Origin of the sequence: Pseudomonas graminis (assembly GCF_004364335.1) — a bacterium.
In the GTDB taxonomy this organism is placed as follows: domain Bacteria; phylum Pseudomonadota; class Gammaproteobacteria; order Pseudomonadales; family Pseudomonadaceae; genus Aquipseudomonas; species Aquipseudomonas graminis_D.
Map to the genome: position 1 here is coordinate 210,598 of NZ_SOCR01000008.1, position 16,970 is coordinate 227,567.

At 62.4% G+C, this 16,970-nt stretch carries 13 protein-coding genes; 7 read left to right on the forward strand and 6 right to left on the reverse strand.

Annotated features, from left to right (window positions below):
* Positions 1–201: 201 nt before the first annotated feature.
* The 6 genes from EC919_RS17010 to pilG all read right to left on the reverse strand — a co-directional run bounded on the left by EC919_RS17010 (position 202) and on the right by pilG (position 10,358).
* Entirely contained in the window at positions 202–693 is a 492-nt protein-coding gene (locus tag EC919_RS17010) for a chemotaxis protein CheW (RefSeq protein WP_133775593.1), read from the reverse strand.
* Positions 686–6,667 carry an Hpt domain-containing protein gene (locus EC919_RS17015; protein WP_133775594.1) on the reverse strand — a complete coding sequence of 1,994 codons (5,982 nt, stop codon included), beginning with the start codon at positions 6,665–6,667 and terminating at the stop codon, positions 686–688. The genes EC919_RS17010 and EC919_RS17015 overlap by 8 nt, the downstream gene beginning before the upstream one ends.
* Positions 6,668–6,769: 102 nt before the next feature.
* Positions 6,770–8,806: a methyl-accepting chemotaxis protein gene (locus EC919_RS17020; RefSeq protein WP_133775595.1), complete on the reverse strand. Its 2,037-nt coding sequence runs from the start codon at positions 8,804–8,806 to the stop codon at positions 6,770–6,772.
* 174 nt (positions 8,807–8,980) lie between these two features.
* Entirely contained in the window at positions 8,981–9,520 is a 540-nt protein-coding gene (locus EC919_RS17025) for a chemotaxis protein CheW (RefSeq protein WP_133775596.1), read from the reverse strand.
* 16 nt (positions 9,521–9,536) lie between these two features.
* Positions 9,537–9,902, reverse strand: coding sequence for a twitching motility response regulator PilH (gene pilH / locus EC919_RS17030; RefSeq protein WP_133775597.1), 366 nt, complete (start codon positions 9,900–9,902; stop codon positions 9,537–9,539).
* 45 nt (positions 9,903–9,947) lie between these two features.
* The gene (gene pilG, locus EC919_RS17035) at positions 9,948–10,358 is read right to left on the reverse strand and encodes a twitching motility response regulator PilG (protein ID WP_065991170.1); all 411 of its coding nucleotides are present in this window, start codon (positions 10,356–10,358) and stop codon (positions 9,948–9,950) included.
* 241 nt (positions 10,359–10,599) lie between these two features.
* Here pilG and gshB point away from each other — a divergent pair, with 241 nt between their 5' ends.
* From gshB to EC919_RS17070, 7 genes are all read left to right on the forward strand, one after another.
* Positions 10,600–11,553, forward strand: coding sequence for a glutathione synthase (gshB, locus tag EC919_RS17040; RefSeq protein WP_133775598.1), 954 nt, complete (start codon positions 10,600–10,602; stop codon positions 11,551–11,553).
* A gap of 278 nt (positions 11,554–11,831) precedes the next feature.
* The gene (locus EC919_RS17045) at positions 11,832–12,734 is read left to right on the forward strand and encodes an energy transducer TonB (protein ID WP_133775599.1); all 903 of its coding nucleotides are present in this window, start codon (positions 11,832–11,834) and stop codon (positions 12,732–12,734) included.
* Positions 12,735–12,841: 107 nt separating this feature from the next.
* On the forward strand, positions 12,842–13,411 hold the full coding sequence (locus tag EC919_RS17050; protein ID WP_133775600.1) for a YqgE/AlgH family protein: 570 nt from the start codon (positions 12,842–12,844) through the stop codon (positions 13,409–13,411).
* On the forward strand, positions 13,411–13,848 hold the full coding sequence (gene ruvX / locus EC919_RS17055) for a Holliday junction resolvase RuvX (RefSeq protein WP_133775601.1): 438 nt from the start codon (positions 13,411–13,413) through the stop codon (positions 13,846–13,848). Before EC919_RS17050 ends, ruvX begins: the two co-directional genes overlap by 1 nt.
* 76 nt (positions 13,849–13,924) lie before the next feature.
* Positions 13,925–14,446, forward strand: coding sequence for a bifunctional pyr operon transcriptional regulator/uracil phosphoribosyltransferase PyrR (gene pyrR / locus EC919_RS17060; RefSeq protein WP_133775602.1), 522 nt, complete (start codon positions 13,925–13,927; stop codon positions 14,444–14,446).
* A gap of 12 nt (positions 14,447–14,458) precedes the next feature.
* A complete protein-coding gene (locus EC919_RS17065; protein WP_065991159.1) occupies positions 14,459–15,463 on the forward strand; it encodes an aspartate carbamoyltransferase catalytic subunit in 1,005 nt (334 codons plus the stop codon).
* Entirely contained in the window at positions 15,460–16,731 is a 1,272-nt protein-coding gene (locus EC919_RS17070; RefSeq protein ID WP_133775603.1) for a dihydroorotase, read from the forward strand. Before EC919_RS17065 ends, EC919_RS17070 begins: the two co-directional genes overlap by 4 nt.
* Positions 16,732–16,970: the final 239 nt, after the last annotated feature.

Below are 16,970 nucleotides of genomic sequence, written 5' to 3' on the forward strand. Positions count from 1 at the left end.
TGCCACAGTTGAGCATGTGCCGTAGATCAAATTGTAGGAGCGCGCTTGGTCTGGGCCGCATCCGGACGAAGGCAGCAGATCAGTCGATATTGATGGCGCTGATCCTCCGCGTTCGCCAGCAAGCCGGCTCCTACAGATCGTCCAGTAGGCGGTAATTGCGCGGTGAACCTAAACAATGACTGAAGATGCTCTGGTATAGCTTTAAATCCCCGCGCCGCTTATCTGCACCAACCCCGCCTCCACCAACCACTCTTCCAGCGCCACAAGGTCCGGGATCTTCGCCACGGTCTCGCCCACTTGCACCGCGGCCAGTTCAAGCTCGGCCAGCGGCACGTCGACGTAGCTGAGTTGGCTGTCGAGTTTGCAGGAGCGCGGAATGCCTTGGGTCAGCAGGGCGATGAATTTCAGGTCAGGCCGGCCGCCGAGGGCGTTGAGCACGACGATGCGGGCACGGCCTCCGACACGGGCGCGGCTGCCGCAGGCGGCTTCGAAGCTGAGCAGCGGCAGGCTGCGGTTGCGCCAGTTGATCGGGCCGAGGTACCACTGCGGTGCGGCGGGGTCGGCGACGCTGTCCTGATAGTCGATCAGCTCGGCGACGGCGACGTTGGGCAACAACAGGTGCCGGTCACTCAGGGGGATGAGCAATCCGGTCAGGCTGGTCAGTCGCGCCGTTTGGGTCGTGGTGTCAGACATGGACGTGACTCCAGTGGGCGATGCTTTCCAGTAATGCGGCTTCCTGATACGGCTTGCTCATGTATTCGTTCACCCCCAGCGCCATGGCGTGGTCGCGGTGCTTCTGCCCTGATCGCGACGTGATCATGATGATCGGCAGGTGCTTCAAGGCGTCGTCTCCGCGAATCTTGCTGACGACTTCAAATCCGTCCATGCGCGGCATTTCGATGTCGAGCAGCATGATGTCCGGAGTGTGCTCCTGCAGCAACGCCATGGCATCGACGCCATCTTTGGCCGTCAGCACGTTCATACCGTTGCGCTCCAGCAAACGTCCGGTGACCTTGCGCACGGTCACCGAGTCATCCACCACCATCACCAGCAACGGCCGCGCCTGTTCGGGTTCGACATGGCGCACCGGCGCGTGACCGGCGACCTGCAACGCGAGCAACTTGGCGTGAAAGCGCCGGATGTGCGCAAACAGGTCGAGAATCAGCACCACGCGGCCGTCCCCCAGAATGGTGGCGCCGGCAATGCCGGGTATCGACGAAAACTGCGGACCCAGGTTTTTCACCACGATCTCCCGCGAGCCGGCCAACGCATCCACCTGCACCGCAACCCATTGATCGTGTACGTGCACGAGAAGCACGGGTAGCGGCTGGGTTTGTGTCTGGCCGCTCAGTTTCGGCGGATGAGCGTTATTGAGCAGCTCGCCCAGATATCGCAATTCGTACGTCCGCCCGCTGTACTCATAGCGCGGCGGCACGGACTGATAACAGGTTTCCAGCTCGCTCGGCATCACGCGCACGATGCCCTCGATGCTGTTCAGCGGCACGGCGTATTGCTCTTCGCCACACTGCACCATCAGCGCGCGGTTGACCGACACCGAGAACGGCAAGCGGACACGGAAACGCGCGCCCTCACCCGCCTTGGAATCAATGACCATCGAGCCGCCCAGGTCCTTGACCTCGGCGTACACCACGTCCATGCCGACGCCGCGCCCGGAAATCTGAGTGATGGTCTCGGCGGTGGAAAAGCCTGCGCGCAGAATGAACTGCAGAATGTCGTGTTCGCTCAACTCGGCGTCGGGGCTGATCATCCCGCGCTTGATCGCCTTGCGCCGTACGGCCTCGAAGTCGACACCGGCGCCGTCGTCGCGCATCTCGATGACGATGTCGCCGCCTTCGTGTGCCAGACTCAGCGTGATATGCCCCCACTCGGATTTGCCGGCGGCCAGACGTTCCTCGACGCTCTCCAGGCCATGATCGACGGCATTGCGCAGCATGTGCTCCAGCGGCGCAACCATGCGTTCAAGCACGTTGCGGTCCATCTCGCCTTCGGCGTTGATGACGTCAAACTTGACCTTCTTGTTCAGCTCGCCCGACACCTGACGGACGATCCGGCGCAGGCGCGGCACCATGCGCTCGAACGGCACCATACGCGTGCGCATCAGGCTTTCCTGAAGCTCGGTGTTCACCCGCGCCTGTTGCAGCAGCAGGGTTTCGGCCTCGTGGGCGCGGGTGTCGAGGGTTTCCTTTAGGTCCATCAGGTCGGACGCGGACTCGAACAGCGCACGGGACAACTGCTGCAGCTGCGAATGACGGTCCATTTCCAGCGGGTCGAATGCTTCATAACCGCGCCGATCGACGTGATGGTCGCGGCTGAGAATGCGGCCCTGGGTTTCGATGTCGAGTCGGCGCAGTTGATCGCGCATCCGCTCGATGGTGGTTTCCATTTCGATCAGGGTGACCTGAGCGTCGCTGACCTGCTGCTCGACCCGGCCCCGGAATATCGAGGTCTCCCCCGCCAGATTCGCCAGGTCTTCCAGCTGCTCGGCCGGGACCTTGATCATCTCCGGGCCGGTACGCTCGCCGTCGGCCTCGGTCTGAGCGGCGGCCGAATCAACAACAGGAGCGGGCAGAGGAGCCGGCACTTCCTCAGGTGTTTCGACAGGTTCGCGGGCGGCCCCGGACGCGGTGTAGTGACCGATGCTCTCGATCAACAGCGCCGGGTTGGGTAACGGCTCGTAACCCCGAACAGCATCAACCATGTCAGCGAGCATGTCGTGACCGCTCTGCAGCAGGCCGTTGAGCAGCGCGCTGTTTTTCAGCGCACCCGTCGACACCCCTTCGTACAGCGACTCCAGCTCATGGGCCAGATCGCCAATCGGCGCGATCTCCACCATGCGCGCGCCGCCCTTGAGCGTGTGCAGATCGCGCAAGAGGTTTTCCACCTCCAGCATAGTGTGGGGATCGGCCTGCCAGCGCACCAATGCCGCGCTGCTGCTCTCGATGATGTCGTCGGCTTCTTCGAGGAAGATTTCCAGCAGTTCCGGGTCGCGCTCGTCCAGCGAGTGAATCATCGAACTGACGTTGCGCGTCTGACCGTCATGGGGCAGCAGGTAGCAATTGCGTTGGCGAAACGCGCGAATTTTCTCGATCAGCGGCGCGGGACTGGTCAACGCCGAACGGTGCTGCAGCTGTTCAAGCATCAGCGAGAGGTGATCGTGGCTGTGCACGAGCAGCTCCGCCAGTTGTGGCGAGTAACCGCAACGTCGGTCGAGCAGGCCTTCGTAGAGCGATTCCAGCTCGTGACCCAGGTCGCCCACCGGGCCGATTTCGGCCATGCGCGCGCCCCCTTTGAGGGTGTGCAGGTCACGTTGCAACGATGACAGCGGCAGCGGGTTTTCAGGGTTGTCGAGCCAGCGCTGCAATGCAGGGCCGGCGATGTCGAGAATATCCACCGCCTCTTCGAGGAAAATCTCGACGATTTCCTGATCGAAATCATCGCGCGAAGGCTGGGCGGGTTGAGCGAGATGCTCGGTAATCTCCTCCATGTTCGTGATGCTGGTCGCCCCATCGCCATCACGTTTGATAACGCCCATCGCGCCGGGGTCCAGCGCTTCGGCCAGCAGATCGCGCAAGGCGCTTACGCGCTCGGGGCACGGCTGAACTTCCTGTCCGGCGGCGACCTGATCGAGCATGTTGATCAGCGCTTCGTGGGCCTTTTCGGCTTCATCGAAAAACCGTTCGCTGACGGCGAGGCTGCTTTCCTCCACCGCGCCGTACAGGTCGAGCAGCGCTTCGCAAAGCTCATCGACCTGAGGCAGGTCGGCGACGTGCGCGCCGTGGCCGAGTTGGGTCAGTTCGTCGAGCAGCGCATTCAATTCCTGGCGGTGGCCGGGGTGCTGGCGCCAGTCTTTGAGCAAGTTGTCGGCGTCGAGCAGGATGTCCATGCCTTCAGCCAGAAAGCTGGCGATCAGTTGCGGATTGCGCCGCGTGCGCAGGCCATTGCTATCGTCGCTCAAGGCATCGGCCAGCCGGGCGTCGAGCAGTTCCTGAGCCTGTTGAATCAGTGCGGCGGCGCCTTCGATGGGCATCAGCGGGTCGGCATTCAGCTGGGCCAGGCCCTGATGAAACAAGGGCTCGGCCGCACGCAGCAGGTCGATTTCATTCTGGCCGACCGCGATCAGGTTGGTCTTGAGTTCGCGGACCAGTTGATCCAGCGGGCTCGCCAGCTCGGCGATCGGCAAGACGCCGGCCATGTATGCGCTGCCTTTGAGGGTGTGCAGCGCGCGCAGCAAATCGTTGCTGAAGACCGGCGCATCGGCACCCTGAGCAGCATCGAGGTAACGGCCCATCGTGTTCAAGTGGGTGTGGGCTTCCTGACGAAAAATCTCCAGCAACTGCGGATCGAAACCCTCTTCGTCCTCCAGACGCTGCGTTGGCTCGACGTCACCCGCCTCACCCTGGGCAAGTGCGTGGGCCTGGGCCGCCAGTTGATCGACATCGTCACGCTGGCGCTGAACGTCCTCGGCGAAATCGCGAATCACCTCCGGCAGCAAGGCTTGCACGTCCGAGAGCAACTGTTGCACCCGCGTGTCTGGCTCGACGCTGTGTTCCAGCACGCGATTCAGCAGGTTTTCCACCGACCACGCCAGCTCGCCCAGAATCAGCGCGCGTACCATCCGGCCGCTGCCCTTGAGCGTGTGAAACGCACGACGAATCTCGCCCAGCGCTGAGAGATTGCCGGGATCGGCACGCCAGCGCGGCACGTACTCGCGCAGTGCTTCGAGCATCTCGTCGGTTTCTTCAAGGAAGACTTCACGCAGCTCGTCATCTATCCCCTGCTCGCCCTTCGGCGGCGGCAACAGACTGGCCGGCATATTGCGCGCCGGCGGGTTGACCGCCGACAGCGGGCTCGCCAACACCTCGGCGATGGTCTGAGTTGGGCTGACCAGCGCCTGACGGTCGTGCAGGTCTTGCAGCTCTTCTTCGCTGATGACTTCTTCGAGCACCGGCACGTCCAGCGCGTCGGGCACCGGCGAGTAACCGAGCCGGGCGAGGCTTTCCTGAGCCAGATCCAGCACATGCTCACCCGGCGCTTCCGGGTCTTCGGCCATGCGTTCGAGGTAATACTCGACGCCGATGATCACGTCGGCCAAATGATCGAGTTGCGAAACCGCCGGGCTTTCGGTGTCGACCAGCAAGTGCTCGGTGATGTAGTCGTTACAGGCCGCCAGCAGGCCGGATGCCCGCGCCAGCGGAATCATCGCCAGTGCGCCGCGCACCTGAACCAATTGCTCCGACAGCGGCAGCAGACGGGCCCGATCCAGCTCGCCGTCGACGTAGTCGTCGATCACGTCCTTGGCCTGCTGCAGGACGATGCGCGCTTCCTTGATGACCAATTGGTGGATCTGGCTGAGGTCCGTTGTAGGCAGACGGCTCTCTTCCGGACTGCTCTGATTGACGGTTCCGGCCATGCCCGCCAAGGTCGATTCGACGTAGAGCAGCGCTCCAGCGACGTCCATCAACGTGGCATCGTCGGGCGCGCGTTGGCCCTGGGCCATGCCCTGCACCACGGTCATCTGGTCAATGATGACTTTGCGCGGCTGCCCGAAACCCAGCACCGCCAGGGTATCGGCAATCTGGCGCAGTGGCGGCAGCAGCGCACTCAGCTCACTGACGTGCTGACGGTCTCCGCGCACAAAGACGTCCAGCCGCTCCTTGGTCCGTACCAGCTCATCGCACAGGGCGATGATCACCGAGCGCATGGCATCGCGATCCGGTCCGGCCATGCGCGCGCGTTCTTCGGCGACCAACGCGCTGTGCGGCAGGGCATCAGCCAGCGCGTACTGGTCCTTCAAGTCCGTCATCTTCTGCGCCTCGCTGTCGGACTTGGCGATGTAAAACAACAGGCTTTTCAGGAGTTCGTCGGGCGCAGGCTGGTTGATGCCTTCGATGCCTTGATCCAGCAGACGTTTGAGTTCTTTGTCGGCGTCCTTGAACAGGCTGCGCAGCGCCGGGCTGTTGGTGAAGTTGCCGCTGAGCATGGTTTCGACCAGCGCGGACGCGATGCGCCAAAGCGGTTCAAGCGGCGCGTCCTCGCACAACACTTCAAGCCGCGCGAACACTTTGCCCATGTAACCGAGTTGGGTCTGCACGTCCTGATCGCGAAGCAGCCCGACCAGCGCGGTTTGCAGCGTCTGCCGCAGCTTGCGCAGCTTCGCGGGCAGTTCGGAGCTGTCCCGCTCGGCCAATGCGTCGGGATCAAGGGCGGGGATGGACAGCAATTGCGGCGAGAAAAGACTGGTCTCGGACAGCAGACTTTCGCCCCGGGCGCTGCGTAAATCGTTGAGCAGCGGCAGCACCACCAGCGGCAGATCACGGCGGGCGGAATGCACACGCTCCAGATAGACCGGCAGTTGCGTCATCGCCAGATTCAGCAGCTGAATGGCTTCGCTTTCCTGGGCGACATGGCCCTCTTTGAGCGCCAAAGCGAGCTGTTCGATTTCCTCGGCGAACAGCGCGGCGCCGTAGAACTCGATCATCTGCAGGCTGCCATGAACCTGATGAATGAGCTCGAGGCACTCGTCCATTGCCGCAGCGTCGTGGGGCTGGGCGACAAAGGTGTCCAGTGCCTGGCGGGCGTGTGTAAGGGTTTCGGCTATTTCGCCTTTGACCCACTCCAGGGCCACGTAATCGTGACGGTCAGCCATGGTGACTCCGGTTGCCTATGCTTTGACCCTGCTTTATTTGCATTAACGGGTGCATTAACGGCGCTATCAAACGGGCTTTCGAAACAGCCATCAAACCGGCCATCAGTGCCGCGAGGCCGGCAGCGTGAAGCCGGACACCGAGCGGCGCATCTCGCTGGCCATCTTCGCCAGATTGCCCATGCTCCGGGCGGTGGCCGCCGTGCCGGAGGTGGTCTGTGTGGTGGTCTGTTGAATGACCAGCATGGTCGAGGAAATCTGCTGACCCAATGCAGCCTGCTGCTGCGCTGCATTGGTGATGCTTTCAACCAGCGCGGCGAGGATCTTCGATACGCCTTCGATTTCTTCCAGCGCAACACCGGCATCCTGCGCCAGCCGTGCACCGCGCACCACTTCGGCTGTGGTTTGCTCCATGGAGATCACCGCTTCGTTAGTGTCGTTCTGAATGGCACGCACCAAAGTTTCGATCTGCTTGGTCGCCGACGAGGAGCGCTCCGCAAGCCGCTGAACTTCATCGGCCACCACCGCAAAGCCGCGCCCGGCATCGCCGGCCATAGAGGCCTGGATCGCGGCATTGAGCGCAAGAATGTTGGTCTGGTCGGCGATGTCATCAATCAGGCTGACGATGTCGCCAATCTCTTGGGAAGACTCGCCCAGACGTTTGATGCGTTTTGACGTGTCCTGAATCTGCTCGCGAATGTTGTCCATGCCGGTGATGGTGTTGTGCACCACCTCGTTGCCCTTGTTGGCAATGGTCACGGACCGCTCGGCCACCGTGACAGACTCGGACGCATTGGCCGACACCTGATCGATGGAGGTCGCCATGTCATTGATGGCGTTGGACGCCGCGGCGATCTGCAACGCCTGATGCTCGGACGCGGCGGCCAGTTGCGTGGCGGTTGTCTGCGTGTCTTTCACGGCGCCGAACACCTGCTCGGCGGTGAGGTTGATGGTCGACACCAATTCGCGCAGCTGATCGATGGAGTAGTTGATCGAATCGGCAATCGCGCCGGTGAAATCCTCGGTGACCGAAGCGGCCACGGTCAGATTACCGTCCGCCAGGTCTTCGATTTCGTCGAGCAGGCGCATGATCGCGTTCTGGTTACGCTCGTTCTTCTCGGCGGTTTCACGCAGTTGCCGATTGGTTTCGCGCACCATCACCAGGCCAATCAGGATAATCGACGCCAGGGCCAGCAGGCCCAGCATGTAGCCGGCATAGCTGTACACCGCGCGGCCACCGGCCATGTGCTCGAAACTGTTGGCCAGCACTGAGGCTTCGTCGAGAAGCGTCTGCGACAGGTTGAAGATGCTGCCTGCCGCTTCACGAACTTCCAGCAGTTCCGGCGAGGTTTCGAGAATTTCGTCGACCGACCCGGAGACGAACTGGAACAGCTCGGCAATCTCGGCCAGCCGCGCCCGCGCATCGCGGTCTTCGACCTGGGCGATCTTCAGGGTGGCGTTGCCTTCCAGCATGCCGTTGAGCACGCGCCCGAACTGGCTTGCATCGCGACCGAAAGCATCCGCTGCCTGAACCGCCGTTTCGTCACCCGATAACACCGTGTTGACTGCGCCCAATATCCGCTCGGCCAGCAGCGACTGCCGTTGCGCGAGCGCCACCTGAGCCGCCGGCGCCCGGGTTTGCAGCAGAATGTCGACGACCTTCTCCGATTCGATCTGCAATTGCGGAATGGTCTCGGCCAGCGTCGCCGCGACCTGGTGCAGCGAGAGCACGGTCTGCTCACGGGCAAGAATCACGTCGGTACTTTTGCGCAGGTTTTCCCAGTCGTTCTGCACCGCTTTCAGCTCATCGCTCACTGCGGCGGGCGCAGCAGGCAGGCCGGTGTTCTTGTCGCCTTTCTTCAAATACTGCCAGCGCGTGTCGAAGTCGTTGCGCGCGTCGGCCAGCAACTTGAACGCCGCCGCCTTGCCCGCCGCTGCTTCCGTGGCGTTCTTGGCGATGCGCTGGGACAGCACGCGCAGCTCGCCGGCGTGGCCGATGTATTGTTTGTCGTAGTTGGACTGCGTGCTGAGGTACGCGAAGTTGACGAACAGCAGCATGATGAAAACGATGAGGCAGATGAACAGCACGACGATCTGCGATCGACTGCGTGCGCCTTCCAGTGACTTGCCGGTATTACTCATTGCTCAGGGCTCCGCCTGATGTTCGATTGAGGGAGGGTCGCCGGGAACATGATGATTGGAACACGCACCCTCCACTGTGGGAGCCGGCTTGCTGGCGAACCCGCCGTGTCAGGCAACGCATCTGCAATTGAGCCACCGCATTCGCCAGCAAGCCGGCTCTTACAGAAGTGGGCATCAAAGCGCTATGTCCATGAAATCCGGCGACTGCACCAGCGCGCGCGGGCTGAACACCTGCCAGGCCTGCTCGCGCACGAAACGCCCCTGTATGTAAGGCGCGACGCGGGGTTCGCTGTCGTGCCCCGGTTCCGGCATAAGGCTGCGCTCGCTGAAATGCTGCATGCCGAGCACCTCGTCGATGAGCAAGCCGACAAACACACCCTGAAAATCGATCACCAGCACGCGACGCTGTTTGCGCAAGGGCGAGAGCTCGTGGCCGAGGAATGCGCACAGGTCAATGATCGGCAACAAGCGCCCGCGCAGATTGGCGATGCCCCGGACCCACGCCTTGGCGCCCGGCAACACCGCGCAGCGCGGCTCGTGGAGGATTTCGTCGATCTCGCCCATGGGTGCCACGTAATGGCGCTCGCCCATGCGAAAGCCAATGCCACCCCAACCCTGCTGGCGGGTTTCCTGCAGCGGCAGGCCGGCAGCAAGGGAGCGGCAGCGCTGGTCGATATCGAGCAGCAGCTGGAAGGCGGTTTGTGACTGAGCCATGAGCGTCAGCCGGGGGTCAGCCCGCGAGCACCGCGTTCAGGGTTTTTATGAGGGTTTCTTCGTCCACCGGCTTGGTCAGGTAATCCCGCGCACCCTGGCGTTTGCCCCAGACCTTGTCGGTTTCCTGATCCTTGGTGGTGATCATGATCACGGGGATCATGCTGGTGTCAGCGTCTTTGGTCAGCTGACGGGTCGCCTGAAAACCGTTGAGGCCCGGCATGACGATATCCATCAACACGGCATCGGGCTTTTCCTGACGGGCCAGGGCCACGCCGTCGGCACCGTTCTCGGCCTTGAGGACCTGATGGCCGTGCTTCTCCAGCATGCCGGTCAGCTTGTACATTTCGGTCGGCGAGTCATCGACGATCAGAATTCGAGCCATGGTGCTTCCCCATAGAAACAGCCGTCCCGCACGAGGGGGCCGGCATCAAGATAGTTGTTGTTCGACTGCAACGAACCCCGGCACATGGGCCTTGATCGCACTGAGCAGTTCTTCCTTGCTGAACGGTTTGGTCAAAAACTGATCGGAACCGACGATGCGCCCCTTGGCCTTGTCGAACAGCCCGTCCCTTGAGGACAGCATGATCACCGGCGTGGACTTGAACGCCCGGTTGTTCTTGATCAGCGCGCACGTCTGGTACCCGTCGAGCCTGGGCATCATGATGTCGACGAAGATGATTCTGGGATGATTGTCGGCAATCTTGGCCAGTGCGTCGAAGCCGTCGATGGCGGTGATCACTTCACAGCCGACGTTTTTCAGCAGCGTCTCGGCGGTGCGACGAATCGTCCGGGAGTCGTCGATGACCATCACTTTCAATGGGGCTGAATGCTGTTCCATATCTGCTCTACCATCGCCGCGGCGAATCAGATGGGGTGCCTTCTGCCGGGCATCTGGTTGTGGGTCGGGGTCATCGGGAGGCGCCAGAGACAGCTGGCGCGACACCGGATGCCGAGCCTTTTTAGCACACTCTCCACGGTCAATCCATAAAGCCTTGCCCCTTGACCCAAAGCCGGCGCGGCGCCACCCTGACGCCTATTTTCGGCCTGTCTTGGCCATTACCGATCAGAGGATATTACCCATGAGCATTCGCCTGGGAATCGTCATGGACCCCATCGAGCGCATCTCCTATAAAAAGGACAGCTCGCTGGCCATGCTCCTGGCAGCGCAAGCCCGCGGCTGGTCGTTGTTCTACATGGAGCAGCACGACCTGTACCAGGACGCCGGTCAGGCCCGCGCCCGCATGAAACCGCTGAAAGTCTTCGCCGACCCGGCCCACTGGTTCGAGCTGGACGCCGAAGTCGACAGCGGTCTGGACGACCTCGACGTGATCCTGATGCGCAAGGATCCGCCGTTCGACATGGAGTTCGTTTACTCCACCTATCTGCTCGAACAAGCCGAGCGGGCTGGCGTACTGGTGGTCAACAAGCCGCAAAGCCTGCGTGACTGCAACGAGAAGTTGTTCGCCACGCTGTTTCCGCAGTGCACGCCGCCGACGCTGGTCAGCCGCCGCGCGGACATCATTCGCGGATTCGCAGCCAAGCACGGTGACGTCATTCTCAAGCCGCTGGACGGCATGGGCGGCGCGTCGATCTTCCGCCACCGCGTCGGTGATCCGAACCTGTCGGTGATTCTGGAAACCCTGACCAAGCACGGCCATGAGCAGATCATGGCGCAGGCGTATCTTCCCGCGATCAAAGACGGTGACAAGCGCATCCTGATGGTTGACGGCGAACCTGTGCCGTATTGCCTGGCGCGCATCCCGGCCGCCGGCGAAACCCGAGGCAATCTGGCCGCGGGCGGGCGTGGCGAAGCCCGTCCCCTGACGGACCGCGACCGCTGGATCGCTGCAGAGATCGGCCCGACACTGCGGGAAAAAGGCCTGCTGTTCGTAGGCCTGGACGTGATTGGCGAGTACCTGACCGAGATCAACGTTACCAGCCCGACCTGCATCCGCGAGATCGACAACGCGTTCGGGACGGACATCGGTGGCATGTTGATGGATGTGATCGAGAAGAAGCTGCAGAAGGTCTAGCCGCGACGTTGTAGGAGCGTGGCTTGTCCCGCGATCTGCCGGAAACCGGCAGCAAATCTGGCGAATACGGCATATCGGGTGTACCGCAGTTGCCGGTTTTGCGACGGGTTCCCCGCCGTTCGCGGGACAAGCCACGCTCCTACAGGGGACGGCACCTCCCGCTAATCGGCCCAGCTGTATCAAACGCCAGGCAAGTCCTGACATTGCGTTATCATGCGCGGCCTGAATTTTTGCGCTAGGTGAGTAGTAATGCTGGCACATGTGCTGCCGGAGCGTGGATGAACGCTGCGGTCGACGATGATCTTCCCCTGTCCCTGACCCGCACTGGCGTGCGCCCTGCCGATCGCCTCGGGTTTACCCTGATGATCGCCGCACTGGTGCATCTGGCGGTCATCCTTGGCGTCGGTTTCACCTACGTCAAACCGGAAAAGATCAGCCAGACCCTCGAGATCACCCTCGCCCCCTTCAGAAGCGACACCAAGCCCAAGGACGCTGACTTCCTCGCCCAGGAAAACCAGCAGGGCAGCGGCACCCTCGACAAGAAAGCGGTGCCCAAGACCACCGAAATCGCTCCGTATCAAGACAACCAGATCAACAAGGTGACGCCACCGCCTGCCGCCAAACCGGTGATCAAGCAGGACGCGCCGAAGACTGCCGTCGCCACAAAGGCCCAGTCCCCGCAAAAGACCGTCGCCAAGCGCGACGAGGTCAAGCCGGAAGAACAGAAGAAAGTCGCGCCGACCATCGACAGCACACAGCTGAACAGCGAAATCGCCAGCCTCGAAGCCGAGCTGGCGGACGAACAGCAGGCCTACGCCAAGCGTCCGAAGATCCACCGCCTCAGTGCGGCGTCGACCATGCGCGACAAGGGCGCCTGGTACAAGGAAGACTGGCGCAAGAAAATCGAGCGCATCGGCAACCTGAACTATCCGGACGAAGCGCGGCGCAAGCAGATCTACGGCAGCCTGCGGATGATGGTGTCGATCAATCGCGACGGCTCCCTGTACGAAGTGCTGATTCTTGAATCATCAGGCCAGCCACTGCTGGATCAGGCGGCGCAGAAGATTGTCCGGCTGGCCGCACCATTTGCGCCGTTCAGTGGCGATCTGGCCGATATCGACCGGCTGGAGATCATCCGCACCTGGAAATTCGCGCGCGGGGACAAGCTGTCGAGTAATTGATCAGCCGATCCCGCGCAATATGAAACCTGACCTGCGTCGCGATTTATCCGCCCGCGAGTTGATTCTGCCAGTTGTCACAACAGCCCCGCGACGCCACACTAGGGCTCATGAAAAACGTCTCTCCGTCGTACCTCAAACACCAGTTTCTGATCGCCATGCCCCACATGCACGATGAGAACTTCGCTCAGACCTTGACCTACATCGTCGAGCACAATGCCAATGGCGCCATGGGCCTGATCATCAACCGACCGCAAAGCCTGTCGCTGGCAGACATTCTTGAACAACTGCGCCCCGAGTTGCCACCACCCGAGCGGTGCAAGCACATGCCCATTCATCTCGGCGGCCCGGTGCAGACCGATCGCGGCTTTGTCCTGCACCCTTCCGGCCAGGTGTTTCAGGCGACCGTGGACCTGGGCGGCATTTCGCTCTCGACCTCACAAGACGTCCTCTTCTCCATCGCAGACGGTTACGGCCCTGATCAAAATCTGATCACCCTCGGCTATGCCGGTTGGGACGCCGGCCAGCTTGACGCCGAGTTTGCAGCCAACGCGTGGCTCAACTGCGCGTTTGACCCGGCGATCCTGTTCGAGGTGGAAAGCGAAGACCGCCTCGACGCCGCTGCCGCCAAACTGGGCGTTAACCTGAGTCTGTTGACCAGCCAGGCGGGCCACGCCTGATGGCCGGACTGCGCCTGTTGCTGGGGTTCGACTATGGCACCAAACAGATCGGTGTGGCGGTCGGCCAAGTGATCACCGGCCACGCCCGCGAGCTCTGCACATTGAAAGCGCAGAATGGCGTGCCGGACTGGGACAAGGTGCAGGCGCTGATCACCGAGTGGAAACCGGACGCCATTGTGGTCGGCCTGCCGCTGAACATGGACGGCACGGCGAGCGAGATGAGCGCACGGGCCGAGAAGTTCTCGCGCAAGCTCAATGGCCGCTTCAACCTGCCGGTCTACACCCACGACGAACGCCTGACCACCTTTGAAGCCAAGGGCGAACGCGCCTCTCGCGGCCAGCACGGCAGCTACCGGGACAATCCCGTGGACGCCATCGCCGCAGCGCTTCTGCTGCAAAGCTGGCTGGAAGCCAACACCGCGCTGTTTGAAACCTGATCCATCTACGCTGAACCGAATTCGATTTACCCCGGACGTTCGTGCAGCGCACGCCGGGGCACCTGAAGGAGCAACCATGAGCCTGCCAAATCCCGCCGAACTGATCAGCCAGATGGCGATTGATCTCGACGCGCATCTGAACAAACGCGGCATCCAGGAGCCTCGTTTCATCGGCATTCGCACCGGTGGCGTGTGGGTCGCGCAGGCGCTGCTTGAGGCCCTCAACATTCAGTCGCCGCTCGGCACGCTGGACGTCTCCTTTTATCGCGACGACTTCAGCCAGAACGGCCTGCACCCGCAAGTGCGCCCTTCGGAGCTTCCGTTCGAAATCGAAGGCCAGCACCTGGTGCTGATCGATGACGTGCTCATGAGCGGGCGCACCATTCGTGCGGCGCTCAACGAACTGTTCGATTACGGTCGCCCGGCCAGCGTGACCCTGGTGTCGCTGCTGGATCTGGACGCCGCCGACCTGCCGATCCGGCCGAATGTGACGGGTGCGACGCTGTCACTGGGGCCGAACGAGCGGGTCAAGCTGTCCGGACCCACGCCGCTGACGCTCGAACTGCAAGACCTTTCAACCGATTCCGCCGCCCTCTAAGAGTCCTTTGCGATGACGCCTCTCGACGCCAAGCGCCCGCTGCAACTGAACCATCAGGGCCAGCTGCAACATTTTCTCTCCCTCGACGGTTTGCCCCGCGAACTGCTCACCGAAATCCTCGACACCGCCGATTCTTTCCTGGAAGTCGGCGCGCGGGCGGTGAAGAAGGTCCCGTTGCTGCGCGGCAAGACCGTGTGCAACGTGTTCTTCGAAAACTCGACCCGCACCCGCACCACGTTCGAGCTGGCGGCGCAAAGGTTGTCGGCGGACGTCATCACCCTGAACGTATCGACATCCTCGACCAGCAAGGGCGAGACGCTGTTCGATACGCTGCGCAACCTTGAGGCCATGGCCGCCGATATGTTCGTCGTGCGCCACGGCGACTCCGGTGCAGCCCACTTCATCGCTGAACATGTCAGCCCGCAGGTGGCAATCATCAACGGCGGCGACGGCCGTCATGCGCACCCGACCCAGGGCATGCTCGACATGCTGACCATCCGTCGTCACAAGGGCAATTTCGAAAACCTCTCGGTGGCGATCGTCGGCGATATCCTGCATTCCCGCGTGGCGCGCTCGAACATGATCGCGCTCAAAGCGCTGGGCTGCCCGGACATCCGCGTGGTCGCGCCGAAAACCCTGCTGCCGGTGGGCGTCGAGCAGTACGGGGTGAAGGTGTACACCGACCTGACCGAAGGCCTGAAGGATGTCGATGTGGTGATCATGTTGCGTCTGCAACGCGAGCGCATGTCGGGCGGCCTGCTGCCGAGCGAGGGTGAGTTCTACCGATTGTTCGGCCTGACCACTGCGCGCCTGGCCGGCGCCAAGCCCGACGCCATCGTGATGCACCCGGGCCCGATTAATCGGGGCGTGGAGATCGAATCGGCGGTGGCCGACGGCCCTCATTCGGTGATTCTCAACCAAGTGACCTACGGCATTGCGGTGCGCATGGCCGTGTTGTCCATGGCCATGAGTGGCCAAACCGCACAACGTCAGTTCGAGCAGGAGATCGCCCAGTGAAGTTCAGCATCCTCGGCGCTCGCGTCATCGACCCTGTCAGCGGTCTGGATCAAGTCACCGACATCCATCTTGAAGCGGGCAAGGTTCTCGCCCTCGGCGCGGCCCCTGCCGGCTTCAGCCCGACGGAAACCATCGACGCTGCTGGCCTGATCGCCGCACCCGGCCTGGTCGACCTGAACGTGTCGTTGCGCGAGCCGGGTTACAGCCGCAAGGGCAACATTGCCAGCGAAACCCGCGCCGCAGCAGCCGGCGGCGTCACCAGCCTGTGTTGTCCGCCGCGTACCAAACCGGTGCTCGACACCTCCGCCGTCGCCGAGCTTATCCTCGACCGCGCACGCGAAGCCGGCCACAGCAAGGTGTTCCCGATCGGCGCGCTGAGCAAGGGTCTGGAAGGCGAGCAATTGGCGGAGCTGATTGCCCTGCGCGACGCTGGTTGCGTTGGGTTCACCAACGGTATGGTCAATTTCCGAAGCAATCGCACGCTGTGCCGTGCCCTCGAATACGCGGCGACGTTTGACCTGACCGTGATTTTCAACTCCCAGGATCACGACCTTGCTGAAGGCGGTCTGGCCCACGACGGCCCGACGGCTGCGTTCCTTGGCTTGCCGGGCATTCCGGAAACGGCTGAAACGGTGGCGCTGGCGCGGGACTTGTTGCTGGTCGAGCAAAGCGGTGTGCGCGCGCACTTCACGCAGCTGACCAGTGCGCGCGGTGTGGCGTTGATTGCCCAGGCGCAGGCACGCGGCCTGCCGGTGACGGCGGATGCGGCGCTGTATCAGTTGATCCTGACCGACGAGGCGCTGACGGGCTTCTCCAGCCTCTATCACGTGCAGCCGCCGTTGCGCACACGTGCCGACCGCGACGCGCTGCGTGAAGCGGTGAAGTCAGGTGTGGTGCAGGCGATCTCCAGTCATCACCAGCCCCATGAGCGTGATGCGAAGCTGGCCCCGTTCGGCGCGACCGAGCCGGGCATCAGCAGCGTGGAGTTGTTGCTGCCACTGGCAATGACGCTGGTCGAAGACGGCCTGCTGGACCTGCCGACGCTGCTGGCACGCCTCAGCTCAGGACCCGCCGCTGCGCTGCGCCTGCCCGCCGGAACCCTGACCGCCGGCTCGCCTGCGGATCTTGTGCTGTTCGATCCTGCTGCCTCGACGGTGGCAGGCGAGAAGTGGCTGTCGAAAGGCGAGAACTGCCCGTTCCTCGGCCATTGCCTGCCGAGCGCGGTGAGGTACACGTTTGTGGATGGGCGGATTAGCTATAACGGGTGATTCATTACAACTGATCCACATCGCAGTGGATTCCTGCCTCACGGAACTGCAACTGACACACCCAAATACGTAGGAGCCGGCTTGCTGGCGAACGCGATCGGTCATGCACATCATCTGTGACTGATCCATCTTGTTCGCCAGCAAGCCGGCTCCTACAGGGTGTTGCGATCGACGCAGGCTACGCACCTCTCGTGTAGGAGCGCGCTTGCCCGCGAATGGATTCACGCCCCCCACGAAGA